Raw genomic sequence first — 25,844 nt, 5'->3', positions numbered from 1 at the left:
TCGAGAGAGACACCATGTACAACCTTCCTGATGATCGCGGCCATTTCGGCCCGTATGGCGGCGTGTTCGTCGCCGAGACGCTGATTCACGCGCTGGACGAACTGCGCGCGGCGTATGAAAAATTCCAGAACGATCCCGATTTCGTCGCGGAATACGAGCGCGAGCTGAAGTATTTCGTCGGCCGTCCGTCGCCGATCTACCACGCGCAGCGCTGGAGCGAGATGCTCGGCGGCGCGCAGATCTACCTGAAGCGCGAAGACCTGAACCACACCGGTGCGCACAAGATCAACAACGTGATCGGCCAGGCGCTGCTCGCGAAGCGCATGGGCAAGAAGCGCGTGATCGCGGAAACGGGCGCCGGCCAGCACGGCGTCGCGACCGCGACGATCTGCGCGCGCTTCGGGATGGAATGCATCGTCTACATGGGTGCCGAGGACGTGCGCCGGCAGGCCGCGAACGTGTACCGGATGAAGCTGCTCGGCGCGACGGTCGTACCGGTGGAATCGGGTTCGCGCACGCTGAAGGACGCGCTGAACGAAGCGATGCGCGACTGGGTCACGAACATCGAGAACACTTTCTACATCATCGGCACGGTCGCGGGCCCGCACCCGTACCCGATGATGGTGCGCGACTTCCAGCGCGTGATCGGCGACGAGTGCAAGGTGCAGATGCCCGAACTCGCGGGCCGGCAGCCCGACGCGGTGATCGCCTGCGTCGGCGGCGGTTCGAACGCGATGGGCATCTTCTATCCGTACATCGACGACAAGTCGGTGCAGCTGATCGGCGTCGAAGCGGCCGGCGACGGCCTCGACACGGGCCATCACGCGGCATCGCTGATCGCCGGCAGCCCGGGCGTGCTGCATGGCAACCGTACGTACCTGCTGCAGGACGACGACGGCCAGATCATCGAGACGCATTCGGTGTCGGCGGGCCTCGACTACCCGGGCGTCGGCCCCGAACACGCGTGGCTGAAGGACAGCGGCCGCGCGCAGTACGTGCCGATCACCGACGACGAAGCGCTGAAGGCGTTCCACGACTGCTGCCGGATCGAGGGCATCATTCCCGCGCTCGAGTCGAGCCACGCGATCGCGTATGGCGTGAAGCTCGCGCCGACGTTGCCGAAGGACAAGATCCTGCTCGTCAACCTGTCGGGCCGCGGCGACAAGGACATGCACACGGTCGCCGAGCGATCGGGCATCGACCTCTGACCCCGACCGATGCGTGACCTGATCGAAGAGCCGGGCGGCGGTGCCGCGAGCGAGGCGGAGGCGGTTCAGCCCGCCGCCGCGGTGCCGCGCGCGCTGCCGGCCGGTATCGAATTGCACAACCGCGATTTCCTGACCGATTCCGTGCACCTGCCGGACGCGTCGATCGACCTGATCGTCGCCGATCCGCCGTACGGGCTCGGCAAGGACTACGGCAACGACTCGGACAAGCGTTCGGGCGACGACTTCCTCGCGTGGACGCGCGAGTGGCTCGAGCTCGCGATTCCGAAGCTGAAGCCGAGCGGGTCGATGTACATCTTCTGCACGTGGCAGTACGCGCCGGAAATCTTCAGCTTCCTGAAGACGAAGCTCACGATGGTCAACGAGATCATCTGGGACCGGCGCGTGCCGAGCATGGGCGGCACGACGCGCCGTTTCACGTCGGTGCACGACAACATCGGCTTTTTCGCGGTTTCCAAAGCGTATTACTTCGATCTCGATCCGGTTCGCATCCCGTACGACGCCGATACGAAGAAGGCCCGCTCGCGCAAGCTGTTCGAAGGCAGCAAGTGGCTGGAGATGGGCTACAACCCGAAGGACGTCTGGTCGGTCTCGCGCCTGCACCGGCAGCACGCGGAGCGCGTCGATCATCCGACCCAGAAGCCGCTGGAAATCATCGAGCGGATGGTGCTCGCAAGCTGCCCGCCGGGCGGCCGCGTGCTCGATCCGTTCATGGGCAGCGGCACGACCGCGGTGGCCTGCGCACGGCAGGGGCGAGACTTCGTCGGCTACGAGATCAACGAAAGCTATTGTGCGATCGCGCACGAGCGCGTGAACGCGCTCGCTGCGCCGGCGTGCGCGTGAATCGCGCCGCCGCATCGCCGAATGCAACGCATTAGGAAAATTGCCATGTCCCGTATTCAGCAGACCTTCGCCGCGCTCGCCGAACAAGGCCGTAAGGGCCTGATCCCGTTCATCACGGCCGGCGACCCCGATCCCGCGAAAACCGTCGAATTCATGCACGCGCTCGCCGCCGGCGGCGCGGACGTGATCGAGCTCGGCGTGCCGTTCTCGGACCCGATGGCCGACGGCCCCGTGATCCAGCGCTCGTCGGAGCGCGCGCTCGCGCGCGGCGTCACGTTGAAGAGCGTGCTCGCCGACGTGAAGCGTTTTCGCGAGACTGACCCCAAAACCCCCGTCGTGCTGATGGGCTATGCGAACCCGATCGAACGGATGGGCGTCGACGCGTTCGCGGCCGACGCGCACGCGGCCGGCGTCGACGGCGTGCTGGTCGTCGACTATCCGCCGGAAGAGGCGGGCGTATTCGCCGAAAAGATGCGTGCCGCGCAGATCGATCCGATCTTCCTGCTCGCGCCCACGTCGACCGACGAACGCATCGCCGACGTCGGCAAGATCGCGAGCGGCTACGTGTATTACGTGTCGCTCAAGGGTGTGACCGGCGCGGGAAATCTGGATGTTTCGAGCATTGCGGGTAAAATCCCGGCCATCAAGTCGCGCGTGCCGGTTCCGGTGGGCGTCGGCTTCGGTATCCGCGACGCCGAAACGGCGCGCGCGGTGGCCGAAGTGTCGGACGCCGTCGTGATCGGCAGCCGCCTCGTGCAGTTGCTCGAGAGCGCTGCGCCGGACGCTGCTGCCGCCGCGCTGAAGACTTTCATCGCCGAGCTGCGTGCCGCCCTGGACGGCGCGGGCAAGACGGCGCGATAAACACAACACAGGAAGCGGGCGGGCCGAACGGCCCGACCCGCCACGGAACAGGAAACCATACGATGAGCTGGCTCGACAAACTGTTGCCGCCGAAGATCAAGCAGACCGATCCGAAAAGCCGCAAGGGCATTCCGGAAGGCCTGTGGGTCAAGTGCCCGTCCTGCGAGGCCGTGCTGTACCGCAACGACGTGGACGCGAACCTGCACGTATGCCCGAAGTGCGATCACCACATGCGCATCGGCGCGCGTGAACGCCTCGACGGGCTGCTCGATCCGGAAGGCCGCTATGAAATCGGCCAGGAAATCGTGCCGGTCGACACGCTGAAGTTCAAGGACAGCCGCAAGTATCCCGATCGTCTGAAGGAAGCGATGGACGAGACGGGCGAGACCGACGCGATGGTCGTGATGGGCGGGGCGATCCACACGCTGCCCGTCGTCGCGGCCTGCTTCGAGTTCTCGTTCATGGGCGGCTCGATGGGCTCGGTCGTCGGCGAGCGCTTCGCGCGCGGCGCGCAGAACGCGCTGGAACAGCACGTGCCGTTCATCTGTGTCACCGCATCGGGCGGCGCACGGATGCAGGAAAGCCTGCTGTCGCTGATGCAGATGGCCAAGACCACCGCGATGCTGACCAAGCTGGCCGAGGCGAAGCTGCCGTTCATCTCGGTGCTGACCGACCCGACGATGGGTGGCGTGTCGGCGAGCTTCGCGTTCCTCGGCGACGTCGTGATCGCCGAGCCGAAGGCGCTGATCGGCTTCGCCGGCCCGCGCGTGATCGAGCAGACGGTCCGCGAGAAGCTGCCGGAAGGCTTCCAGCGCGCCGAATTCCTGCTGAAGACGGGCGCGATCGACATGATCGTCGACCGTCGCCGGATGCGCGACGAGATCGCGCAGTTGCTCGCGCTGCTGCAGCGACAGCCGGCCGACGCGCTGGCTTGACCGGCGCAAGGTTGTGAACTCTGCGCGTCGCCCGGCTTCAGCGCCAGGCGGCGCGCTTCGTTTTTTGGCGTAGTGGCGGTACCGATCCAGATTTGATCCGATGAGCACTTTTCCCACTCTCGACGCGTGGCTTTCGCATCTCGAACGCGCGCACCCGGTCGGCATCGACATGGGCCTGACCCGCATCGGGCAGGTCAAGGCGGCGCTGCAGCTCGAATTCGCGTGCCCCGTCATCACGGTCGGCGGGACGAACGGCAAGGGCTCGACCTGCGCATTCCTCGAGGCGATCCTCGTGCGCGCGGGCTACAAGGTCGGTTGCCACACGTCGCCGCACCTGCTCGAATTCAACGAGCGCGCGCGCGTGAACGGGCAGAACGTCACCGACGACGAACTGCTGCCGCACTTCGAGGCCGTCGAAGCCGCGCGCACGTCGCTGCCGGAACCCGTGTCGCTCACGTATTTCGAATTCACGACGCTCGCGATCATGCATCTGTTCGCGTCGCGCGGGCTTGACGCGGTGATCCTCGAAGTCGGCCTCGGCGGCCGGCTCGACGCGGTCAACATCATCGACACGGATTGCGCGATCGTCACGAGCATCGACATCGACCACACCGAATACCTGGGCGACACGCGCGAGAAGATCGCGTTCGAGAAGGCCGGGATCTTCCGCGCGGGCAAGCCCGCGATCTGTGGCGATCCGGCCGCGCCGCAGACGCTGATCGACCACGCCGAAGCAATCGGCGCCGACCTGTGGCTCGTCGGCCGCGATTTCCGCTACGAGGCGCAGGCGGGCACGGAGCGCCAGCAATGGAGCTACCTCGGCCGCGAGAAGCGCTATCCGGCGCTCGCGTATCCGGCGCTGCGCGGTGCGAATCAGCTGATCAATGCGTCGGCCGCGCTCGCTGCGCTCGAAGCGCTGCGCCCGGTGCTGCCGGTGTCCGCGCAGGACATCCGGCTCGGGCTCGCGAACGTCGAGTTGCCGGGGCGCTTCCAGGTGCTGCCCGGCAAGCCGGCGATCGTGCTCGACGTCGCGCACAACCCGCATGCGTCGGCGGTGCTCGAGCAGAATCTCGGCAACATGGGTTTCTTCCCGTACACGTATGCGGTGTTCGGCGCGATGCACGACAAGGACATCGACGGCGTGCTGCAGCACCTGAAGGGCGAGATCGACCACTGGTGCGTGACCGACCTGCCGCTGCCGCGCGCGGCTTCCGCGGAGCAGCTCGAAGCCGCGCTGCGCAAGGCCGGTGTGGAAGAGGGGTCCGATTCGAGCGTGACGCGTTACGCGTCGCCTGCAGAAGCGTTTCGCGATGCACTAAAAAGAGCATCCGAGAATGATAGAATCGTGGTTTTCGGCAGTTTCCATACGGTTGCCGGCGTGCTGGCCTACCGTAAATCGCAGCAACACTGACTGACGGGCAGTTTCGGATTCAGCCATTCATGGGAATTTTCTCGTTCGGCAAAAAAGACGACGACGCGCCCCAGCGGCGCGGCGGTCGCACCGGGGCCTCCCGGAACGTGCGCACGGAGCGCACCACTGAACGCGTCGAGCGCCGCTCGCGCCGCACCGAGCGTCCGGAATCGGACGCACTGCTCCTCGATCCGACCCTTCCAGAAAAGCAACGCGCGCGCCGTCGCCTCGTCGGCGCGATCGCGCTCGTCGTGGCGGCCGTGATCGTGCTGCCGATGGTGCTCGATTCGCACCCGAAGCCGGTCACGGACGACATCGCGATCGACATCCCGAACCGGCCCGCGCACCAGGCGGTCGCGTCGCGCGACGACGATGCGTCCGACGTGCAGGCAGGCGTCGCGCATGACGAGCCGCCGGCATCCGACACGGCCGTTGCGGCCGCACCGGCGCCGGTGCCGGCCCCCGCAGCCAAGCCGGCCGCCAAACCCGACACGACCACCACGGCGAGCGTGACACCGCCGAAGCCGGCCGCCCCCGCGGCGAAACCGGCTGCGGCGAAGCCTGCTGCACCGAAGCCCGCGACCGTCGCGAATACCGACGCCGCGAGCCCGGACAGCGGCGACGCATCGTCGCCGGCGTCGCCGGCCGGTGCGCGCTTCGCGGTGCAGCTCGGCTCGTTCAAGGATGACGCGACGGCCCGTTCGTGGGCGACCAAATTGAAATCGGCGGGCGTGCCCGCATATGTCGAGCATCGCAAGCAGGCGGATGGCAGCACGGCTACACTGTTGCGTGCGGGCCCGTTCGCGGATCGCTCGGCGGCCTCCGCCGCGATCGCGAAGGTGCGCGAAGCCGGTTTGACACAGTAACGCACGATGCTGACGGCTTTCGACTACGCTGTATTGGCGGTGATCGTGTTGTCGGCGCTGCGCGGTGCGTGGCGCGGCTTCGTGTCGGAGATTTTCGGGCTGATCGGCTGGATCGCGGCGATCGTGATCGCAGGCCGCTACGTCGGGCTGGTCGTGCCGTATATTCCGGCGAACTGGCCGGGTGGTGCGCTGACGCAGTGGGTGATCGCCTTCGCGCTGCTCGTGATCGGCGTGGTGCTGGTCGCCGGCGTGGCAAACGCGCTGCTGTCGCGGATCGCGCAGGCGAGTGGCCTGGGCGGCGTCGACCGCTCGCTGGGCATGATGTTCGGGCTCGTCCGCGGCTGCGTGCTGGTAGTGCTGCTGGTCGCGGCGGCCGGGTTGACCGAACTGCCCAAACAGGATTTCTGGCGCAATGCGCTATTGCGTCCTTTCGCCGAACAGGGCGTGCACGAGCTGAAGCAGCTCCTGCCCGACGGCATGGCCCAGTACGTACGCGTGTGACGACGCGGCCGGGCAGGACGGAACCGATTTTGTCATCTTGAAGGACATGCCATGTGCGGCATCGTAGGTGTTATCTCCCAATCCCCGGTCAACCAGCTGATCTATGACAGCTTGCTGCTGCTGCAGCATCGCGGTCAGGACGCGGCGGGCATCGCGACGGTGGACGGCAGCAATTTCCACATGTACAAGGCGAACGGCATGGTGCGCGACGTGTTCCGCACGCGCAACATGCGCAGCCTGCCCGGCACCTACGGCATCGGCCAGGTGCGCTACCCGACGGCCGGTTCGGCGTCGAGCGAAGCCGAGGCGCAGCCGTTCTACGTGAATGCGCCGTTCGGGATCATCCTCGCGCACAACGGCAACCTGACGAACTGGCAGCAACTGAAGGACGAGATGTTCCGGATCGACCGCCGGCACATCAACACCAATTCCGACAGCGAAGTGCTGCTCAACGTGTTCGCGCACGAGCTGCAACTGTCGACGACGGGCCTCGAGCTCGATCCGGCGTCGGTGTTCAAGGCGGTCTCGGGCGTGCATCGTCGCCTGCAGGGTTCGTATGCGATCGTGTCGCTGATCGCCGGCTACGGCCTGCTCGCGTTCCGCGACCCGTTCGGCATCCGCCCGCTCTGCCTCGGCAAGCTCGAAACGGAACACGGCACCGAGTGGATGGTTGCGTCGGAGTCGGTGGCGGTCGAAGGCATCGGTTTCGAATTCGTGCGCGACGTGCAGCCGGGTGAAGCGATCTTCATCGATCCGGCCGGCAACTTCCACAGCCAGCAGTGCGCGGAGACGCCGACGCTGAATCCGTGTATGTTCGAATACGTGTATCTCGCGCGTCCGGATTCGTGCCTCGACGGCGTGCCCGTCTACAACGTGCGCCTGCGCATGGGCGACTATCTCGCCGAGAAGATCAAGCGCGAACTGCCGAACGTGCCGATCGACGTCGTGATGCCGATTCCCGATTCGTCGCGCCCGGCTGCGATGCAGGTCGCCGCGAAGCTCGGCGTCGAGTATCGCGAAGGCTTCTTCAAGAACCGCTACGTCGGCCGTACGTTCATCATGCCGGGGCAGGCCGTGCGCAAGAAGTCGGTGCGCCAGAAGCTCAACGCGATGAGCATCGAGTTCAAGGACAAGAACGTGCTGATCGTCGACGATTCGATCGTGCGCGGCACGACCTCGCATGAAATCGTGCAGATGGCGCGCGATGCGGGCGCGAAATCGGTGATCTTCGCGTCGGCCGCGCCGCCCGTGAAGTTCCCGAACGTGTACGGCATCGACATGCCGACGCGCGGCGAGCTCGTCGCGCACGGCCGCACCGACGAAGAAGTCGCGAAGATGATCGGCGCCGACCATCTGATCTACCAGGACGTCGACGATCTGCGCCGCGCGGTGCGTGACATCAACCCGAAGCTCGAGCGCTTCGAGGCATCGTGCTTCGACGGCAACTACATCACCGGCGACGTGACGCCCGAGTATCTCGATGCGATCGAGCGTGCGCGTCTCGCGCCGGCGTCGCAGGCCGATCGCGATACGGCCGGCGACACCGAGCGTTCGCAGATGAACCTGCAATTGTCGGTCGAGTGACACCGGCGCACGCTTTTGTCGAGGCGTGATAGGATGTGGTCTTGCGTCGATTTGATATCAGCTTGCGGACGCGGGGCGACTTCCCAAAACAGCTAAAGCGAAGGCCGGCGGCAGCCGGCCCGAGTCGATCGCTGTCGTACCGCACCGAAGCCCGCTGATGCCGACGCATAGCGGGCTTTTTGTTTTTGGGCCTGGTTTTGATCTGGCCTGCGCGACGCGCGGCCATCGGATACGGAAAACGGAACATGGACGACTCCCTCAACTTCGACACGCTTGCCGTGCGCGCGGGCACGCTGCGCAGCGACTTCAACGAACACTCGGAAGCGCTGTTCCTCACGTCGAGCTTCTGCTTCTCGAGCGCGGCCGACGCGGCCGAGCGCTTCGCGAATTCGGAAGACTATTTCACCTATTCGCGCTTCACGAACCCGACCGTCACCATGTTCCAGGAGCGTCTCGCGGCGCTCGAGGGTGGCGAGGCGTGCATCGCGACGGCGTCGGGGATGGCCGCGATCATGTCGGTCGTGATGGCCGCGCTGCAGGCAGGCGACCACCTCGTCAGTTCGCGCAGCCTGTTCGGCTCGACGCTCGGGATGTTCTCGCAGATCTTCAGCAAGTTCGGGATCACGACGACCTTCGTCGACCCCACCGACCTGAACGCATGGCAGGAAGCCATCCGGCCGGAAACGAAGATGTTCTTCCTTGAAACGCCGTCGAACCCGTTGACCGAACTCGCCGACATCGAGGCGATCGGCAAGATCGCGAAGGCCGCGAACGCGCTGTTCGTCGTCGACAACTGTTTCTGCAGCCCGGTGCTGCAGCAGCCGCTGAAGCTCGGCGCGGACGTCGTGATGCACTCGGCGACGAAATTCCTCGACGGGCAGGGGCGCGTGCTCGGCGGCGCGCTGGTCGGCTCGAAGGAATTCATCATGGGCAAGGTGTTCCCGTTCGTGCGCAGCGCCGGCCCGACGCTGTCGGCCTTCAACGCGTGGGTGCTGCTGAAGGGGATGGAGACTTTGTCGCTGCGCGTCGAGAAGCAATCGGCGAATGCGCTGGAAATCGCGCGCTGGCTCGATTCGCATCCGGCCGTCGCGCGCGTGTTCTATCCGGGCCTCGAATCGCATCCGCAGCATGAACTCGCGAAGCGCCAGCAGAAGGCGGGCGGCGCGATCGTGTCGTTCGAGCTGAAGGGCGACACGCCCGAACAGCAGCGCGCGAACGCATGGCGCGTGATCGACGGCACGAAGCTGGTGTCGATCACCGGCAACCTCGGCGATACGCGCACGACGATCACGCATCCGGCCACCACGACGCACGGCCGCATCACGCCGGAAGCGCGCGCGGCGGCCGGGATCACCGAAGGGCTGATCCGCCTGGCGGTCGGCCTCGAGCATGCCGGCGATGTTCGCGCCGATCTCGCGCGCGGTCTCGACGGCTGAGCGAGGCGGCAGGCCTCCTCACAGCGAGGCGACGGGGCGCGCCTGCGCGGACGTCCTGTCGCCATCGGCGACGTAGTCGCGGCGCACGCTTTCACGCGCGCGCGAAGCGTTCAGCGGGCGTGCAGACGCGGCCGGCGCATCCGCCGGCAGGTCGTCGCGCACCGCGCTCACCATCCATCGCAGCGTTTCGTCGAGCGGCGTGACGGGCAGTTCGCCTACCGCGCGCCGCAGTTTGTCGCGCGACCCGCTCAGGGTCTTCACCTCGTTGTGCCGCACGAAGCGCGGATCGATCGTCACGTCGATCACGTAGCCGGCGATGCGCGACAGTATCGCCAGCACCTCCTTCAGCGAATAGGCGCGTTCCGAACAGACATTGAGTATCTCGCCGGCAGGCGCGGTTTCGATCAGCTTCAGGTATGCCGCCGTCACGTCGCGCACGTCGGAGAAATCGCGGCGCACGTCGAGATTGCCGAGCGAGATCCGTGGTTCGTTGCGCGCGTAGTGCGCGACGAGCTTCGGCAGCAGATACGTGTCGCTCTGGCCGACGCCCGTGTAGTTGAACGGCCGCGCGATCACGATCGGCAGCCGGTCGGCCCACAGCTTCGCCGCATATTCCATCGCGAGCTTGCTGATCGCGTAGTCGTTCGCGGGAGCGGGCGGGACGTTTTCGTCGAGTACGCCGGCCGTCGAATTGCCGTAGATGTTCGCGCTGCTCGCGAGCAGCACGGCCGACGGGCGGCGGTCGAGACCCGCGAGGGCGGCCAGCAGGTTGCGCGTGCCGACGACGTTGACCGCATAGGTTTGCGACGGGTCGTCTTGCGCGACATGTGCGCGCGCGGCGAGATGCACGACTGCGTCGGGACGTGCGTCGGCCGCAGCGGCGCGTACCGCATCCGCATCGAGCAGGTCGACGGGCAGCAGCGTACAGTTCGCGAACGCCGGATCGTCGGTTGGCGGCGACCCGGGCGCGACGGTGCCCCAGACTTCGTAGCCAGCCTCTCTGAGGTGTTGCACCATGTAGCGGCCGGTGAAACCCGTCAGGCCCGTGACGAATGCACGGCGCGGTGCGTGTTCGATGTCAGAACGTGTCATGGTGTTGGTTCCGCGTCAGATCCGCCTCGACCATCATCTGGCAAAGCTGTTCGAGCGTCGTTTTCGGCGCCCAGCCGAGCTTGCTTCTGGCCTTGTCCGCGCAACCGATCAGCAGATCGACTTCCGCGGGGCGGTAGAACCTGGGATTCACTTCGACGAGCACGTTGCCCGTCGCCACATCGAGGCCGCGCTCCTGCTCACCCTTGCCGGCCCACTCGATCTGATAGCCGGCCGCCGCGAACGCCATCCGCACGAAGTCGCGCACGGTCTCGGTCCGGTTGGTTGCCAGCACGTAAGTGTCGGGTTCGTCGGCCTGCAGCATCCGCCACATTCCTTCGACGTACTCGAGTGCAAAACCCCAGTCGCGTTTCGCGTCGAGATTGCCGAGCTCGATGCGCGTCGCCTTGCCGAGCTTGATCTTCGCGACCGTGTCCGTGATCTTGCGGGTGACGAATTCGCGGCCGCGCAGCGGCGATTCGTGGTTGAACAGGATCCCGCTGCTGCCGAACAGGCCGTACGACTCGCGATAGTTCACGGTCATCCAGTGCGCGTACAGCTTCGCGACGCCGTACGGGCTGCGCGGATAGAACGCCGTCGTTTCGATTTGCGGAATTGCCTGCACTTTGCCGAACATCTCGGACGTCGATGCCTGGTAGAAGCGCGTCTTCGGGCTCACGACGCGGATCGCCTCGAGCAGGTTCAGAGGGCCGATGCCGGTCACCTCGGCGGTCGTCGACGGCTGGTCGAACGACACGCCCACGAAGCTTTGCGCGGCCAGGTTGTACAGCTCGTCGGGCTGCGTGCGTTCCAGCAGTCGCATGCTCGATCCGGCATCCGTCAGGTCATGTTCGACGAGCGTCAGGTTCGGGTGCGTGTTGACGCCGAGCTCGGCGATGCGCCACAGGTTGACCGAGCTGGTGCGGCGGTAAGTCCCCGTGACCTCGTAGCCCTTGTCGAGCAGCAGCTTGGTCAGGTAGGCGCCGTCCTGCCCCGTGATGCCCGTGATGATGGCCTTCTTGCGAGTTTGGCTCATGGCGGTGTCCTTGTCGAAATCGTTGGATGGAGAAAATCAGGCCGTCGTGCTGGCGGCAGCCGGCAGCGCGCGGCGGGCGGGGCCGCGCGTCAGCCGCCGTTCGAAGCCGTACCAGCTCAGGGTCGCGTACGCGAGCGTGATCGCAAGCGCGAGCGCGGCCGTGACGAAGCGGTTCAGGTGCAGCGGCCAGAGCGCATACAGCACGCTCAGGTGGATCAGGTAGACGGTGTAGCTGACGGTGCCGACGTAGACGAGCATCGGGTTCGTCAGGACGCGCTGCACGATGCCGCGGCCGCGCAGCGCGATCACGACGATCGACGTGCACAGCAGCAGCGAGATGCTGTAGAGCGCCGCGTTCGACAGCGGCGTGTTCGCGGCGCGAAAGCGCGGGAACGACAGGTGCAGCCAGCCGAGGATCGCGAGCGACACGAGCGCGCCGACGATCGCGAGCGGATAGAACGGCTCCAGCGCGCGCCGGTCGCGGCGCAGCACGATCGCGAGCAGCGCGCCGGCCGCGAGCAGGTCCATCCGGAACGGCGTCAGGTAGTAGATCGGCCAGAACGAGTCGAACCACGGCGTCGCGATCGCGCGCAGCACCGGCGCCGCGACGATCAGCGCGGCGGCGACCCACAGCAGCGCGCGCTCCGAGCACCACAGCACGACGAACGGCCAGAAGATGTAGAACTGCTCCTCGACCGCGAGCGACCACAGCACGTTCAGGCTGTCGTGGCCGATGCTGCCCAGCGACAGTCCGATGTTGGTCGAGAAAAACGCGAACCACGGCCAGTGCGGCAGCCAGCTCGCACCGAACAGGATCGTCGACACGGCCAGCAGCAGCACGTACGGCGGCAGGATGCGGCGCACGCGGCGCGCGTAGAAGTGGCTGAAGTACGACTGCCCGCGCGCCTTGCGGTCGAGCAGGATGCCGGTGATCAGCAGGCCGCTCAGCACGAAGAACAGGTCGACGCCCATCCATAGCGGCGCTTTCAGCGCGTGCTGGAGGAACACGGCGCCCACCGCGATCGCGCGCAGCCCGTCGAGCTGCACGATGCGGCCGTGTTGCGGCGGGGCGAGGTCGGCGGGGCGCGAAAGGGCCGTCATCGCGCGGCTCCTTCACGACCTGTATCCAATGCGTGTACGTATTGCATGCCTTTAAATGGAATATCGAATCGAAATCGATTCTAGGGAAAAGAAATCGGTAAAAAAACGCGCGTCATTTATCTGACGACAAACATTCAAATGCCGATTATTACGGTCACGGGATGAAAGGTTCGCGCCCGGACGGGGCTGCAGGCGGTGCGGAGCGGAATTTTCTACGCGGCGGCGCGTGAAAGGCGGTCGTTATTGCCGTTTCGGAAGGTCATTTATTGCCTGTTCCGGTTCAATATTTCAGGCAGAAACATCCTCAAATATTTCCAAATTTCTTGTGATTATTTTTGCTTGTAACCTGCATCGCGACGTTTGAAACCTATTTAGCGACAGGGTGCGCCGGCGGCAGTTCGCGGCGGTGCCGGTCGCTGTTGCATCAAGTCTGGAGAAGCGCATTGCGACGTCTGATTCTGGTTGGCATGACGGTATGCGCGGCGCTGCTGACGAGCGCTGCATCGGCCGAAACGGTGTTGCCCGCGACGACGTCGTGGATCGGCAACACGTTCGGCTATGGCGACGGCAGCTGGACGCAGATCGACATCCGCGCGATCGCGGTGACGCCTGAAGGCAAGGTGTATACGAATGCGCCGTGGGACGAGAGCGGGGCGGAGGCGAGCGTCTACCAGGACGGAAAGATGCTCGGCTTCGCGGGCGGCACGCACGGCTGGGGCAACCTCGGCGGCAACGCGATCGCCGTGAACAGCAAGTACGCGTATGTCGCGATCGGCGTCGGCAACGAGCGTGGTCACCTGCAGTCGCCCGGCATCTGGCCGGACAAGGGCAAGCAGTGGTTCGGCATTTCGCGGCGCACGATCGGCGACATGAAGCAGCCGGCGCCGTTTCGCGCGTCGCCGCAGGTCGCGCCGGGCGGGCGCGCCGACGCCGGCCGCGCGCGGATGGCCGCGAGCTTCATGATGATGAACGAGGTGCCGGCGCCCGCGCGCTCGGACGTGGGCGAGGCGAAGGCGGAAGTGGGCGGCCTCGCGGCCGACGACAAGACGCTGTTCGCGACGAATCCGTCGCGCGACGTCGTCGATGTCTACGACGCCGAGACGATGCAGCAGAAGGGTACGTGGAGCGCGCACGAGCCGGGCCGCATCGCGCTCGCCGGTGACGGCACGCTGTGGCTGCTGACCGATACGCTGAACGGGCCTGCGCATCTCGTGCACGTGCGAGCCGACGGCCGCAAGCTCGACGACGCGCCCGCGCTGCCGGAAGGCACCGATGCGGTGGACGTGGCGGTCGACCCGAAAGGGCGCGTGCTCGTCGCGGACAACGGGCCGCGCCAGCAGATCCTGATCTTCTCGAAAGGCGGCAAGGGCTATGCGCAGTCGGGCACGTTCGGCGCGCGCGGCGGCATCTTCGCGGGCCCTGTGCCGGGGCGGCCGGGGCCGCAGCGCTTCAACGGGCTGACGGGCGTCGGCGTCGACCGCGCGGGCAACATCTATGTGTCGATGAACGGCATCGGGCCGCGCCACGACACGATCGGCGCCGGGCTCGGCGCGGTGCTCGAAAGCTATACGCCGGACGGCAAGCCGCGCTGGCAGGTGCAGGGGCTGCTGTTCGTCGACGGCGCGTGGCTCGACCCCGCGCGGCCGAACAGCGTGTACACGGGCAACAAGCGCTTCGAGCTCGACCTGTCGAAGCCGCCGGGCCAGGACTGGAAATACGTCGGCTTCCTGTCGAACCGCTTCAAGTATCCGGACGATCCCGTCTTCCATACCGACCAGTGGCCGGGGATGCCGATCGCGCGTCGCCTCGACGGCCGCACGTTCCTGTACCTGACCGACATGTACGCGGATCACCTGAAGATCTATCGCTTCGATGCGAAGCGCGACGGCGAAGTCGCGATTCCGTCGGGGTTGATCGCGGGCCGCGCGCGGCCGGTCGACAAGGTGCCGAACAAGCCGCCGGGCGGCGACTGGCTGTGGCGCGACGCGAACGGCAACGGCCGGCTCGATGCCGACGAGTTCGAGATCAACACGACCGGCAAGGCAAAGGCGGGCGGCTGGGGCTGGTGGGTCGACACGAAGGGCGACATCTGGCGCACGAGCGACGTGCGCGGCATCCACCGCTTCCAGTACGGCGGCGTCGACAAGGCCGGCAACCCGATCTACTCGTACGACAAGGTCACGACCTATCCGATGCCGCAGCCGTTCACGCAACTGCGCCGCGCGATCTACGAGCCGCAGACGGACACGCTGTACGTGACCGGTTACACGGCCGACGCGCCGCCGCAGCCGGGCATCAACAAGGAAGTGGGGCGCGTGCTGATCCGCTTCGACAAGTGGTCGACGGGCTCGCCGGTGGTGCGCTACCAGGTGGCGCTGCCGTGGAAGCTCGACGCGAAGCCGATCTTCGACCTGATCGGGATCACGGTCGAGGGCCGCTACATCTTCACCGTGGAGCCGGTCGGCAAGATCCACGTGTACGACAAGGACACAGGCAAGGAAGTGGGCGTGATGAGCCCGGGCGCCGAGGTCGGCAACGCATCCGGCTGGGTCGACGTGCCGTTCGGCATCAGCGCGTTCCGGCGCGAGAACGGCGAATACCTCGTGTTCGTCGAGGAAGACGCACGCGGCAAGGTGCTGATGTATCGCTGGAAACCGTGACGGGCGGCGCTTCGTCGACGTCAACGTCACACAAGGCAGAAGCATGGATAAAGGCATACTCAAGAACGTTTCGATCAACTTCGTCGGGCTGATCCTGCCGACCTTCGTGTCGCTGGTGACGGTGCCCGCGTATATCCACGCGCTCGGCGTCGAGCGCTACGGCGTCGTGAGCCTCGTGTGGACGCTGATCGGCTATTTCGGGGTTCTCGATCTCGGGATGAGCATGGCTGCGCAGAACCACATCTCGAAGGCGCTCGCGAGCGGCAACGCCGAAGAAAGCGCGCGCGTGTTCTGGAGCGCGTTCTGGCTGAATCTCGGCACCGGCATCGCGGGCGGCCTGCTGATCTATTTCGGCGCGTTCATCTACACCGCGTATTTCACGAAGGTATCGGCCGCGATGCAGCACGAGGTGTATCTCGCGCTGCCGTGGCTCGCGCTCGCGATTCCGCTCGCGAACGTGTCGTGGGTGTTCGCCGGCGCGATCAACGGCGCCGAACGGTTCGGCGTGTTCAACACGAACCAGACGATCGGCACGTTCCTGTTCCAGCTGCTGCCGCTCGGCGCTGCGTGGTGGATCGCGCCGAACCTGCAGACGGTGCTCGCCGCGGCTGTCGTCGCGCGCCTGGTCGCCGCGGTGATGCTCGGCCACGCGAGCATCAAGGTGCTGGGGATCCGGCGCATCGATCCGCCGCAGTGGGGCACCGCGAAAGGGCTGTTCAACTTCGGCGGCTGGATGCTGATCGCGAGCACGACGAGCATGATCGCCGACACGCTCGACCGCGTGCTGCTCGGCGCCGGCATGGGCGCGAAGTTCGTCACCTACTACACGGTGCCGCAGAACCTCGTCACGCGGCTGAACATGCTGCCGAACGCGCTCGTGCGCACGCTGTTCCCGCGCCTGTCGGCGGTCGGCCGCGATCACGCCGATACGCTCGCGCGCCAGTCGCTCGAATTCCTGAACGGCGTGTTCACGCCGGTCGGCATCGTCGCGATCTTCGCGCTCGCGCCGTTCCTCACGCTGTGGGTCGGCGCCGATCTTGCCGCGCATTCTGCGCCGGTCGGCCGCGTGCTGGTGATCAGCGTGTGGCTCGTCGGCCAGGCGAGCGTCACGCGGATCCTGATCCAGTCGCAGGTCAACCCGGCCCGCGCGGCATTCGCCGGGCTCGTCGAGATGCCGTTCTTCGTCGGCGGCCTGTGGTTCGGCATTCATCACTTCGGGCTGATCGGCGCGGCGGTGGTCGTCGCGGCGCGCGCGCTCGTCGACTACGGCGTGCTGCTGTACCTGTCGGCGATCCGGATGCGCGCGATCGTGCTCGACATGCTCGCGCACCTCGCCTTCCTGCTCGCGAGCCTGTTTCTCGCGCAGGCGTGGCCGGGGCTGGTCGAGTCGGTCGGGCTGTGCGCGGTCGTGCTGGTGCTGAACGTCGCGTGGTCGCTCACGATGACGCCGGGGTTGCGCGCACTCGTGCGTGACCTGTTTGTCCGTCTCAATGCGAGGAAAACTGCATGAATCGCGATCTGGCGGAACACGCCGTATTGAATCTCGCCACGGCCGATGCCGCCGTGGCCGAAGCGGGCGATGTCGCCGCACTGCACCGGCCCGTGCCGGCCGGGCGGGCCCGTGCGCGCCAGCCGGCGCGCGCGCTGCGCGTCGCAATCGTCCACGACTGGCTCGTGACCTATGCCGGCGCCGAGCGCGTGCTCGAACAGATCGTCGCGTGCTTTCCCGACGCGGACCTGTTCAGCCTCGTCGATTTCCTCGACGATCGCGCGTTCGTGCGCGGCAAGCGGGTGACGACGTCGTTCATCCAGAAACTGCCGTTCGCGCGTACCAAGTACCGCAGCTACCTGCCGCTGATGCCGCTCGCGATCGAGCAGCTCGACGTGTCGGAGTACGACCTCGTGATCTCGAGCAGCCACGCGGTCGCGAAGGGCGTGCTGACGGGGCCGGACCAGGTGCACATCAGCTACGTGCATTCGCCGATCCGCTATGCGTGGGACCTGCAGCACCAGTATCTGGAACAGTCGAACCTCACGCACGGGCCGAAATCGCTGCTCGCGCGGATGATCCTGCATTACATCCGCAACTGGGACACGCGCACCGCGAATGCGGTGGACGGCTTCGTCGCGAACTCGGCGTTCATCGCGCGGCGCATCAGGAAGGTCTACCACCGCGACGCGGCGGTGATCTTCCCGCCGGTCGACGTCGACGCGTTTTCGCTGAACGCGGAGAAGGAGGATTTCTACCTGACCGCGTCGCGGATGGTGCCGTACAAGAAGATCGACCTGATCGTCGAAGCCTTCTCGCGCACGCCCGAGCGCAAGCTCGTCGTGATCGGCGACGGCCCCGAGATGCAGAAGATCCGTGCGAAGGCCGGCCCGAACGTCGAGATCATGGGCTACCAGCCGTTTGCGGTGCTGCACGACCGGATGCGGCGCGCGAAGGCGTTCGTGTTCGCGGCCGAGGAGGATTTCGGGATCTCGGTCGTCGAGGCGCAGGCGTGCGGCACGCCGGTCATCGCGTACGGCAAGGGCGGCGCGCTCGAGACCGTGCTCGATCCGCAATCGAACCTGAACCCGACCGGGCTGTTCTTCGACGAGCAGACGCCGCACGCGGTCGTCGCGGCCGTCGACGATTTCGAGCGGGCGCCGCAGCGTTTCACGCCGGACGCCTGCCGGGCGAACGCGGAGCGGTTTTCCGCCGATACGTTCCGGCGGCGCTTTCTCGACTACGTGGAGGAAGCGCTGCCCGGCTCGACCGCGCAGCGCGGCACGGCCGCACCGATGCCGGTCCCGCGCGGCCCGGCCACGCTCGTGCTCGACCAGAGCGGCGTGCTCGGCGGCGCCGAGCTGTCGTTGCTCGAAATCATGAAGCACATGCGCGCGAACGCCGATGTGCTGCTGTTCGACGACGGCCCGTTCCGCGCGGCGCTCGACGAGATCGGCGCGCGCGTCGATGTGGTCGACCAGGGCGCGCTCGCGGGCGTGCGCAAGCAGGGCGGCGTGTCGTTCGGCGCGGTGAAGCAGCTCGTGCGGCTGGTACGCGACGTCGCGCGGCGCGCGCGCCGCGCCGAGGTGATCTACGCGAACACGCAGCGCGCGATGGTGGTCGCCGCGCTCGCCGGGCGGCTCGCGCGCAAGCCGGTGGTCTGGCACCTGCGCGACATCGTCAGCACCGATCATTTCGGCAGCAAGCAGCTGTTGGCGATCAAGTATTGCGCGCGGCTCGGCGTCACGCGCGTGATCGCGAACTCCGACGCGTCCGCGCAGGCGTTCCGTGCGCTGACGGGCTTCACGCCGCAGCACGTCGACGTCGTGTTCAACGGCATTTCGGCCGAACCGTTCGACGCGCTGGAAGGCGTGAGCCAGGCCGCGCTGCGCGCGCGCTTCGGGTTGCCCGCGGATGCGTGGCTCGTCGGCTCGTTCAGCCGTCTCGCGCGCTGGAAAGGGCAGCACGTGCTGCTGGAGGCGGCCGCGCGGCATCCGGACATGCACGTGGTGCTGGTCGGCGCGCCGCTGTTCGGCGAGGACGACTATGCGGCGCAGCTGCACGAAACCGTCGCACGGCACGGGATGGACAAGCGCGTGCATTTCCTCGGGTTCCAGCGCGACGTGGCCGCGTGCATGACGGCGGTCGACGTCGTCGCGCACACGTCGATCACGCCCGAGCCGTTCGGGCGCGTGATCGTCGAAGGGATGCTCGCGCGCCGGCCGGTCGTCGCGGCCCGGGCGGGCGGCGTCGTCGAGATCATCGAGGACGGCGGCAACGGGCTGCTCTGCGAGCCGGGCAACGCAACCGCGCTGGCCGATGCGCTGGATGCGCTGAAGCGGGACGGCGCGCTGCGCGAGCGGCTGGTCGCGAGCGGGCGCGCGACCGCGGTGCGCCGGTTCGGAACCGAAACCTACGTGGAGCGGGTCGAGAAGATCCTCGCGGATACGGCGAAGGCCGCGAAGGCGAAGAAGTCATAGCCGCAGCCGGCGCGTGCCGGCGGGAAACGAGCCCTCATGCGGTGTTGCGCCGCGTGGGGGCTTTGCTTTTCGGCGCACGCCCGGCGGGGCGCGACCTCGGGCGATCGTCGTGTCGATCGGATGCACCCGGCCGGACTGGCGGAAGCGGCATCACGGAGCCCGCCGAAGACGGCTCACGCGGGCCGTCGCGCGGCCGGTCAGCCGTGCGCTGCATGTTTCGTCCTCGCCGGCGTGCAGCCGCGCTGCGGCCACGAAAAAGCCCCCGCGCAGCGAGATGCCGCACGGGGGCTCCGGAACCGTTCCGGATGCGTCAGGCGGGCTGTTCGGGCGCCGGCGTGACCACGCGGGCAGGGCGTGCCGGCTTGAAGCTGGCCGACCACATCATCGCCGGCCGCTCGAACATCCGGTAGAACAGGTACGCGACCGGGATCGCGGCGGCCATGAATGCGAGCGACGGCCAGATCGACAGTTGCAGCCCGGAATGGAACAGCACCGAGCCGAGGCAGACGAACAGCGGCAGGTGGACCAGGTACAGCGAGTAGCTGAAATCGCCGAACCAGCTCAGCACCCGCAGCGGCGGCGTCGGGCGCGGCGGGCGGGCGAGCGCGCGGTACAGGCAGCACGCGAAGCCGGCCGACCACAGCTGGAACGCGCCGTACTGGCCGAAATGGAACGCGCCGCAACCGGCGGCCAGCAGCACCGCGGCCGCGCCGTACCACGCGCGCGACGGCACGGTGGCCGCACCGCGCGACTGTTGCGCGCGCACGTCGGCGATCCATGCGCCGATCGTCCAGGACAGCCAGTACGACGTGAAGAACTGCAGGTCGTGCCGTTCGAGCAGCCACGCCGACGCGACGTTGACGACCGCGACCGCCGCCACCACGGCCGGCATGCCGATGCGCCGGCGGAGCGCGAACAGCAGCGGGTAGATCGCGTAGAACTGCACTTCGAGCGACAGCGTCCACAGCGCGCCGTTCGATCCGTACGTGTAACCGGCGACGCCCTGCAGCGAGAACAGGTTCACGAGAAAGGCGACGAGGCCGACGTCGCGGATCTTGTGGCTGACCGGCTCGATCTGGAGGCTGACCGAGTCGAGCGCGAGCGTGAACAGCAGCGCGGCGAGCAGCACCGGGTAGATGCGCGCGAACCGGCGCACCCAGAAGTTCGGTGCGTCGAGCCGGTACGCGGGGTTGGCCGCGAGCTTGAGCGCCGCGTTGCGGTGGATGCAGTAGCCGCTGATCACGAAGAAGATCGGCACGCCGGCCGAGCCCCACGCGAACGGGAAGGTCAGGTAGCCGGCGATCACGCCCGGGCTCAGGGCATGACCGTAAGCGTGATGGAAGCTCTGCATGCCGACCCAGACGACCTGGCGGCAGTGGAAATAGGCGACGAGCAGCGCCGCGAAGCCGCGCATCGCGTCGATCACGTGTTCCTTGTGATCGGCGACGGGCGGCGCGGTCAGAGACGATCCGCTGAAAGCTTGCATGCGATTCGATTCCTTGCGACGGATTGACGGGGAGTTTCATTCAATCGTAATGCGCAAGAATTCGATCAATGAATAAAAAAATCTCGCCGGGAAATATCGGTATTCCACATCATGGTTTTATCGCGATCCGAAAGCGGTTCCACAAGGCGCGTCAATTATTTGCCGATTTTTTTCTGATAATTTGAAGCTCCAGTTGATTGATGCAAGGAGCGGCAAGATGGACATGCATTGGATCGCGAGCGCTGCAGTACTGCTGGTCATGGCCGTGCTGTCGGCGTACCGCGAGGCGCTGAAGAACGAACCGATTCGCCCGGGCCTCGAGCGGGGCGGCGTGCCCTATATCGAGGAATTCGAATCGTAAGAATTTGTATCCGGAAAATCGGTAATTTGTTTATGATCCGGTAATCGTCCCGGCAATATCGACCGGATTTACAGGATTATGTTTTTTTCGGAGTCATTGGGCATTCAGTCCATATCGAAAATGAGCGGAGTGGAATTGGCCGTACCGTCGATTCTCGATATGCCGTTCGGAACACAATCGCGCCGGGTCGCTGGGCGACGCGGTGCAGTCAACGCTATCAGGACGCGAACATGTTGAAAGTCACCAAGGCCGTGTTCCCCGTTGCCGGTCTCGGCACGCGGTTCCTCCCGGCAACGAAGGCGAGCCCGAAGGAAATGTTGCCCGTCGTCGACAAGCCGCTGATTCAGTACGCGGTCGAGGAAGCGATCAACGCCGGCATCACCGAGATGATCTTCGTCACCGGGCGCAGCAAGCGCGCGATCGAGGATCATTTCGACAAGTCGTACGAGATCGAGGCCGAACTCGAGGCGCGCGGCAAGGAAAAGCTGCTCGAACTCGTGCGCGGCATCAAGCCGAGCAATGTCAACTGCTTCTACGTGCGCCAGCCGGAAGCGCTCGGTCTCGGTCACGCGGTGCTGTGCGCGGAGAAGCTCGTGCACGGCGAGCCGTTCGCGGTGATCCTCGCCGACGACCTGCTGCACGGCGAACAGCCGGTGCTCAAGCAGCTCGTCGACGTGTTCGACCACTATCACAGCTCGGTGATCGGGGTCGAGACGATCCCGCGCGAGGACAGCCGCTCGTACGGCGTCGTCGAAGGCCGCGAATGGGAGGAGGACATCATCAAGCTGTCGGGCATCATCGAGAAGCCGGCGCCCGAGGATGCGCCGTCGAATCTCGGCGTGGTCGGCCGCTATGTGTTCATGCCGACGATCTTCGATCACCTGCGCAAGCTCAAGCCGGGCGCGGGCGGCGAACTGCAGCTCACCGACGCGGTCCAGTCGCTGCTCGCGAACGAGCAGGTGCTCGCGTATCGCTACTACGGCACGCGTTTCGACTGCGGCAGCAAGATCGGCTATCTCAAGGCGACCGTCGAGCTCGCGCTCCAGCATCCGGAAGTGAGCCGCGAATTCGAGGCGTACCTGCGTACCTGTTTGCCCGCGCTGGCTGCCGTCGCATAAGCAGCCGCGCGCTCCGTTGTTTCAGGTGGTGGTTGTTCCGTTGGCCCCGGCCGCTCACGCGCCGGGGCTTTTTTGCTTTTGCGGGTGCGCGATCGTGGTGCGTGACGCCTGTCCGTCGTGTCGGGAAGGTGGGGGGAGCAACGCCGTGCGACGTGTGCCGGTGAAGTAGGGGCGTTGCGCATGAAACCGGTGCCGAAGCATTCACCGGGTGACCGGATCGGCGGGTTTGTTGCGCGAGATGCATCGACGTTCGCGTGGACGCCGCTCGATGACGCAGCGCCGATTGCGATGCGTCGGCCTGCCGGGTGTGACCGGTGCGGCGATGTTGCGGTCCGGTTGCCGTCGCGCGTGCGTGACGCTCAGCGCGCCGACGCGCTCGGCTGCGCAGCGAAGTGCCGGGCCAGCATCGCGGCGACCGGCTTCTTGAAGTCGAGCAGCTTCTTTTCGAGATAGCGCCAGGACAGGTGCGCGAGCAGCACGGCGAGCGCGAACTGCAGCATCTCCGGCAGCGCGTCGCGGACGATTTCCGGCATCGGCACGTGCGCGAAGTAAGCGGGGAGCACGCCGAAGCGCGTCGGAATCAGGTTGTGAAACAGGTAGAAGCCGTAGCTGATCGTGCCGAGGTAGACGAGCGGGCTCCAGCTGAGCAGCGCAACGACGGGATGCTCGGGTTCGCTGACGATCCACAGCATCAGCGCGCCGAGCGATGCGGACAGGCCGAGATCCGCGAGCCCCGCGACCGCGTCGGGCAGCGCCGTGCATGCCGGCAGCACGAGGAAGAACACGACGCCGGCCGCGCCGAGCCAGCCGGGCGGAACGCGGCGGACGGCGGTCGCGCCGCGATCGGCGAGCGCCATCGCGCCGACGCCGCCAAGTGCGATCAATGCGAAATTCCACGGGGAAAACGCGTAGATCAGGACCGGCGACGCGTCCGACAGGTAGAGCGCGAGATGCGCGACCGCGCACAGCGCGACGGCCGCGATGCCGAGCGCGACGTGTCGCGCGGCGGGTACCGCGAGCAGCGCGAGCGGTGCAATCAGATAGAACTGCTGTTCAACGGCGAGGCTCCAGAAGTGCGACGTGGAGCCCGGCCAGCCGTCCTTGACGACGCCGATCCAGTAATTCGACAGGAACACCGCGTGCCACGCGAGCCCGAGGTTGACGCCGCGCTGGTAGAACAGCGCGTGCGCGATCGCGAGCGCGGCGAGCAGCAGGTAGTACACGGGAAAGATCCGCAGCGCGCGTTTCGCGAGGAACAGCGCGAGCGCGTGGCGGCGCGTCATGGTGCCGCACTCGACCGCCTGGCGGTTGCGATGCAGCTCGCCGACGATCAGGAATCCGCTGATGAGGAAAAACGTCCACACACCAAGCTTGCCGACGTCGACGGCAAGGACGTGGCCCTTGTGGGACAGGAAAACGAGGATGACGGCGAGGGCTCGCAGGCCGTCGAGTCCTTTGACGTATCGGGCTTCGCGCATGGAGGCATCCGGGCATTGAGCGAGGCCAGTATAGGTGCGCAAATATCGAACGTAATTCGCGTTCCGGCGTATACGTGAAGGCGTTTTTTGACGCTCGAGCGTCGATGAAGTCGGTCGCGCGCAACAAAACCTGCGGGAAACCCCGCGAAAACGCATAAAAGTACTGCACGAAGCGTCAAGGCGCTTGTAGAATCCGGCGTTGAAGCGCGCGCGTTGCACGCTTCGTGTATCCAACGACCACACCTGGTAGGAGAAACATGGCGACTTCCGCAAAAAAGGTGGCCAAGAAGGCTGCCGCACCGGCCACCAAGAAAGTGGCTGCAAAAAAGGCTGCGCCCGCGAAGAAAGTAGTAGCCAAGAAGGCTGTCGCGAAGGCAGCACCGGCTGCTCCGACGCCGCTGAAGGACAAGTTCACGAAGGCATCGCTCGCAACGCACATCGCTGAGCGCGCAGCTGTCGAAGTGAAGGCGGTCAAGGCAGTGCTCGCCGCACTCGAGAACGTCGTGCTGGGCTCGGTTCACAAGAAGGGCGCAGGCGAGTTCACGCTGCCGGGCCTGCTGAAGATCACGGCACAAGTCGTGCCGGCGAAGAAGAAGCGCTTCGGCAAGGATCCGTTCACGGGCGCAGAGCGCTGGTTCCCGGCGAAGCCGGCCAGCGTGCGCGTGAAGGCACGTGCGCTGAAGAAGCTGAAGGACGCGGCAGCGTAATGCCGCGCAACGACTGCCGAATACATGTCGGCAGCCGTTGCGGTGTCCTGCGATCCCCGTACGCGAAAGCGTCCGGGGATTTTTATTGCGCTGCGCAAATTGCGCGACAGCGATGTGCGGCACGATGCGCGATGCATCGCATGCCGCGCGATGCCGAACGGCAAACTGAAAATCGCATGCGCGGGGGCGTTGTTTCGCGGCCACCCGTTGCGTGCGCATCGCAACGCACGCCGGCGTGACTGAATTCATCCCGGACGCCATCGCCGCACAGGTCGCCGCCGCACGCGCCGCGATCGAACGGCATCTCGGCGCGACGCTGCAAGCGATCCACCTGTTCGGATCGGCGCTCGACGGCGGATTGAAGCCGCGCAGCGACATCGACTTGCTGGTGACGGTGACGGCACGGCCTGCCGAAACGGTGCGGCGTGCGCTGATGGACGATCTGCTCGCCGCATCGGCGCCGCCCGGGTGTGCCGATGGCGTGCGTGCGCTGGAGGTCACCGTCGTCGCGCACGATGACGTGGTGCCGTGGCGATATCCGGCGCGACGCGAGCTGCAATTCGGCGAATGGCTGCGCCGCGATCTCGAAGCCGGCATCGTCGAACCGCCGCTCGTCGATCACGATCTGGCCATCCTGCTGACGAAGGTGCGGCAGCACAGTGTTGTGCTGGTCGGGCCGCACGCTGCGTCGTTGTTCGATCCGGTGCCCGTACGCGATTTCGTCGTCGCGCTGCTCGCGACCGTCGCGCAGTGGGATGCCGAGCCGAACTGGCGCGGCGACGAGTGCAACGTGGTGCTCGCGCTCGCACGCATCTGGTACAGCGCGGCGACCGGCAGGATCGCGCCCAAGGACGTCGCCGCGGCATGGGTGCTGGAGCGCCTGCCGGACGAACACCGGCCGGTCGTGGCGGCTGCACGCGCTGCCTATCTCGGCGGCGAAGCGGGCGCGGCGATCCTGTCGGGCGAACCGCTTGCCGCGTTCATCGGCTACGCGCGGCGGGTCGTCGAGTCGATGCTGTCGGCGTAGCAGCTGGCGTCGCGAGGCGCGCCAGCGGTTTGCGGGCCGACCTGCCGCGGGTCGTGAACGCCTGCGATGCGAAGGCATGCGCAAACCGTCGATCCGGGCCCGTGCCGGCGACCCGGCGCGGCGTCACGCACGCGCAGCCCGACGCATTT

General features: G+C 66.4%; 20 protein-coding genes and 1 pseudogene. 16 read left to right on the top strand and 5 right to left on the bottom strand.

The genetic code is table 11. From position 1 onward, the window contains the following. Positions 1–14 precede the first annotated feature (14 nt). From trpB to AC5LXK_RS26670, 9 genes are all read left to right on the top strand, one after another. Positions 15–1,208, top strand: coding sequence for a tryptophan synthase subunit beta (gene trpB / locus AC5LXK_RS26710; protein ID WP_493391674.1), 1,194 nt, complete (start codon positions 15–17; stop codon positions 1,206–1,208). 9 nt (positions 1,209–1,217) lie between these two features. Then, positions 1,218–2,069: a DNA-methyltransferase gene (locus AC5LXK_RS26705; RefSeq protein ID WP_493391673.1), complete on the top strand. Its 852-nt coding sequence runs from the start codon at positions 1,218–1,220 to the stop codon at positions 2,067–2,069. Between the two features lie 45 nt (positions 2,070–2,114). Beyond that, the gene (gene trpA, locus AC5LXK_RS26700) at positions 2,115–2,930 is read left to right on the top strand and encodes a tryptophan synthase subunit alpha (protein ID WP_493391672.1); all 816 of its coding nucleotides are present in this window, start codon (positions 2,115–2,117) and stop codon (positions 2,928–2,930) included. A 62-nt stretch (positions 2,931–2,992) separates the two neighbouring features. After that, positions 2,993–3,865: an acetyl-CoA carboxylase, carboxyltransferase subunit beta gene (gene accD / locus AC5LXK_RS26695; protein ID WP_493391671.1), complete on the top strand. Its 873-nt coding sequence runs from the start codon at positions 2,993–2,995 to the stop codon at positions 3,863–3,865. A gap of 100 nt (positions 3,866–3,965) precedes the next feature. Next, positions 3,966–5,276 carry a bifunctional tetrahydrofolate synthase/dihydrofolate synthase gene (gene folC, locus AC5LXK_RS26690; RefSeq protein WP_493391670.1) on the top strand — a complete coding sequence of 437 codons (1,311 nt, stop codon included), beginning with the start codon at positions 3,966–3,968 and terminating at the stop codon, positions 5,274–5,276. A 29-nt stretch (positions 5,277–5,305) separates the two neighbouring features. Then, complete coding sequence (locus tag AC5LXK_RS26685; RefSeq protein WP_493391669.1) at positions 5,306–6,142, top strand: SPOR domain-containing protein; 837 nt, start codon at positions 5,306–5,308, stop codon at positions 6,140–6,142. A 6-nt stretch (positions 6,143–6,148) separates the two neighbouring features. Beyond that, positions 6,149–6,643 carry a CvpA family protein gene (locus AC5LXK_RS26680; RefSeq protein WP_027782633.1) on the top strand — a complete coding sequence of 165 codons (495 nt, stop codon included), beginning with the start codon at positions 6,149–6,151 and terminating at the stop codon, positions 6,641–6,643. A 51-nt stretch (positions 6,644–6,694) separates the two neighbouring features. Then, a complete protein-coding gene (purF, locus tag AC5LXK_RS26675; RefSeq protein ID WP_493391668.1) occupies positions 6,695–8,227 on the top strand; it encodes an amidophosphoribosyltransferase in 1,533 nt (510 codons plus the stop codon). Between the two features lie 245 nt (positions 8,228–8,472). Continuing rightward, on the top strand, positions 8,473–9,663 hold the full coding sequence (locus AC5LXK_RS26670; RefSeq protein ID WP_493391667.1) for an O-succinylhomoserine sulfhydrylase: 1,191 nt from the start codon (positions 8,473–8,475) through the stop codon (positions 9,661–9,663). A gap of 135 nt (positions 9,664–9,798) precedes the next feature. On the opposite strand, the pseudogene AC5LXK_RS26665 reads toward AC5LXK_RS26670, so the two are convergent. The 3 genes and pseudogenes from AC5LXK_RS26665 to AC5LXK_RS26655 all read right to left on the bottom strand — a co-directional run. Further along, a pseudogene (locus AC5LXK_RS26665) lies at positions 9,799–10,755 on the bottom strand (NAD-dependent epimerase/dehydratase family protein); the annotation flags it as partial. Continuing rightward, on the bottom strand, positions 10,742–11,788 hold the full coding sequence (gene gmd / locus AC5LXK_RS26660; protein WP_493391666.1) for a GDP-mannose 4,6-dehydratase: 1,047 nt from the start codon (positions 11,786–11,788) through the stop codon (positions 10,742–10,744). The pseudogene AC5LXK_RS26665 and the gene gmd, both read right to left, overlap by 14 nt. Before the next feature lie 36 nt (positions 11,789–11,824). Next, complete coding sequence (locus AC5LXK_RS26655; protein WP_493391665.1) at positions 11,825–12,889, bottom strand: acyltransferase family protein; 1,065 nt, start codon at positions 12,887–12,889, stop codon at positions 11,825–11,827. Positions 12,890–13,356: 467 nt separating this feature from the next. Here AC5LXK_RS26655 and AC5LXK_RS26650 point away from each other — a divergent pair, with 467 nt between their 5' ends. The 3 genes from AC5LXK_RS26650 to AC5LXK_RS26640 are packed head-to-tail and all read left to right on the top strand — an operon-like array spanning position 13,357 to position 19,518. Then, positions 13,357–15,549 (top strand): NHL repeat-containing protein, encoded by a 2,193-nt coding sequence (locus AC5LXK_RS26650; protein ID WP_493394063.1) that lies wholly within the window; start codon positions 13,357–13,359, stop codon positions 15,547–15,549. Between the two features lie 43 nt (positions 15,550–15,592). Then, complete coding sequence (locus AC5LXK_RS26645) at positions 15,593–17,059, top strand: oligosaccharide flippase family protein (RefSeq protein ID WP_493391664.1); 1,467 nt, start codon at positions 15,593–15,595, stop codon at positions 17,057–17,059. Then, positions 17,056–19,518 (top strand): glycosyltransferase family 4 protein, encoded by a 2,463-nt coding sequence (locus AC5LXK_RS26640; RefSeq protein WP_493391663.1) that lies wholly within the window; start codon positions 17,056–17,058, stop codon positions 19,516–19,518. Before AC5LXK_RS26645 ends, AC5LXK_RS26640 begins: the two co-directional genes overlap by 4 nt. 310 nt (positions 19,519–19,828) lie before the next feature. On the opposite strand, the gene AC5LXK_RS26635 is transcribed toward AC5LXK_RS26640, so the two are convergent. Further along, positions 19,829–21,004, bottom strand: a complete 1,176-nt coding sequence (locus AC5LXK_RS26635; RefSeq protein WP_493391662.1) for an acyltransferase family protein — start codon at positions 21,002–21,004, stop codon at positions 19,829–19,831. Positions 21,005–21,221: 217 nt separating this feature from the next. On the opposite strand from AC5LXK_RS26635, the gene AC5LXK_RS26630 reads away from it, so the two are divergent. After that, positions 21,222–21,365: a hypothetical protein gene (locus tag AC5LXK_RS26630; RefSeq protein ID WP_006479318.1), complete on the top strand. Its 144-nt coding sequence runs from the start codon at positions 21,222–21,224 to the stop codon at positions 21,363–21,365. A gap of 230 nt (positions 21,366–21,595) precedes the next feature. Next, a complete protein-coding gene (gene galU / locus AC5LXK_RS26625; RefSeq protein ID WP_493391661.1) occupies positions 21,596–22,483 on the top strand; it encodes a UTP--glucose-1-phosphate uridylyltransferase GalU in 888 nt (295 codons plus the stop codon). A 359-nt stretch (positions 22,484–22,842) separates the two neighbouring features. On the opposite strand, the gene AC5LXK_RS26620 is transcribed toward galU, so the two are convergent. Then, complete coding sequence (locus tag AC5LXK_RS26620; RefSeq protein WP_493391660.1) at positions 22,843–23,961, bottom strand: acyltransferase family protein; 1,119 nt, start codon at positions 23,959–23,961, stop codon at positions 22,843–22,845. A gap of 257 nt (positions 23,962–24,218) precedes the next feature. On the opposite strand from AC5LXK_RS26620, the gene AC5LXK_RS26615 reads away from it, so the two are divergent. Both AC5LXK_RS26615 and AC5LXK_RS26610 read left to right on the top strand, forming a co-directional pair. Continuing rightward, complete coding sequence (locus tag AC5LXK_RS26615) at positions 24,219–24,668, top strand: HU family DNA-binding protein (protein WP_493391659.1); 450 nt, start codon at positions 24,219–24,221, stop codon at positions 24,666–24,668. Between the two features lie 235 nt (positions 24,669–24,903). Beyond that, positions 24,904–25,695, top strand: coding sequence for an AadA family aminoglycoside 3''-O-nucleotidyltransferase (locus AC5LXK_RS26610; RefSeq protein WP_493391658.1), 792 nt, complete (start codon positions 24,904–24,906; stop codon positions 25,693–25,695). The last annotated feature ends 149 nt before the right edge of the window (positions 25,696–25,844 follow it).

Source organism: Burkholderia pulmonis, assembly GCF_984667975.1.
Note: the sequence above shows the minus strand (reverse complement) of the source record. Positions and strands in the feature narration are given on the sequence as shown.

Coding starts and splice junctions, on each gene's coding strand:
- AC5LXK_RS26645 (WP_493391664.1), top strand. CDS start 15,593: ATGGATAAAGGCATACTCAAGAACGTTTCGATCAACTTCGTCGGGCTG.
- trpA (WP_493391672.1), top strand. CDS start 2,115: ATGTCCCGTATTCAGCAGACCTTCGCCGCGCTCGCCGAACAAGGCCGT.
- AC5LXK_RS26630 (WP_006479318.1), top strand. CDS start 21,222: ATGGACATGCATTGGATCGCGAGCGCTGCAGTACTGCTGGTCATGGCC.
- AC5LXK_RS26650 (WP_493394063.1), top strand. CDS start 13,357: ATGACGGTATGCGCGGCGCTGCTGACGAGCGCTGCATCGGCCGAAACG.
- AC5LXK_RS26615 (WP_493391659.1), top strand. CDS start 24,219: ATGGCGACTTCCGCAAAAAAGGTGGCCAAGAAGGCTGCCGCACCGGCC.
- galU (WP_493391661.1), top strand. CDS start 21,596: ATGTTGAAAGTCACCAAGGCCGTGTTCCCCGTTGCCGGTCTCGGCACG.
- folC (WP_493391670.1), top strand. CDS start 3,966: ATGAGCACTTTTCCCACTCTCGACGCGTGGCTTTCGCATCTCGAACGC.
- AC5LXK_RS26670 (WP_493391667.1), top strand. CDS start 8,473: ATGGACGACTCCCTCAACTTCGACACGCTTGCCGTGCGCGCGGGCACG.
- AC5LXK_RS26640 (WP_493391663.1), top strand. CDS start 17,056: ATGAATCGCGATCTGGCGGAACACGCCGTATTGAATCTCGCCACGGCC.
- AC5LXK_RS26685 (WP_493391669.1), top strand. CDS start 5,306: ATGGGAATTTTCTCGTTCGGCAAAAAAGACGACGACGCGCCCCAGCGG.
- AC5LXK_RS26635 (WP_493391662.1), bottom strand. CDS start 21,004: ATGCAAGCTTTCAGCGGATCGTCTCTGACCGCGCCGCCCGTCGCCGAT.
- AC5LXK_RS26655 (WP_493391665.1), bottom strand. CDS start 12,889: ATGACGGCCCTTTCGCGCCCCGCCGACCTCGCCCCGCCGCAACACGGC.
- purF (WP_493391668.1), top strand. CDS start 6,695: ATGTGCGGCATCGTAGGTGTTATCTCCCAATCCCCGGTCAACCAGCTG.
- AC5LXK_RS26620 (WP_493391660.1), bottom strand. CDS start 23,961: ATGCGCGAAGCCCGATACGTCAAAGGACTCGACGGCCTGCGAGCCCTC.
- AC5LXK_RS26680 (WP_027782633.1), top strand. CDS start 6,149: ATGCTGACGGCTTTCGACTACGCTGTATTGGCGGTGATCGTGTTGTCG.
- gmd (WP_493391666.1), bottom strand. CDS start 11,788: ATGAGCCAAACTCGCAAGAAGGCCATCATCACGGGCATCACGGGGCAG.
- trpB (WP_493391674.1), top strand. CDS start 15: ATGTACAACCTTCCTGATGATCGCGGCCATTTCGGCCCGTATGGCGGC.
- AC5LXK_RS26705 (WP_493391673.1), top strand. CDS start 1,218: ATGCGTGACCTGATCGAAGAGCCGGGCGGCGGTGCCGCGAGCGAGGCG.
- accD (WP_493391671.1), top strand. CDS start 2,993: ATGAGCTGGCTCGACAAACTGTTGCCGCCGAAGATCAAGCAGACCGAT.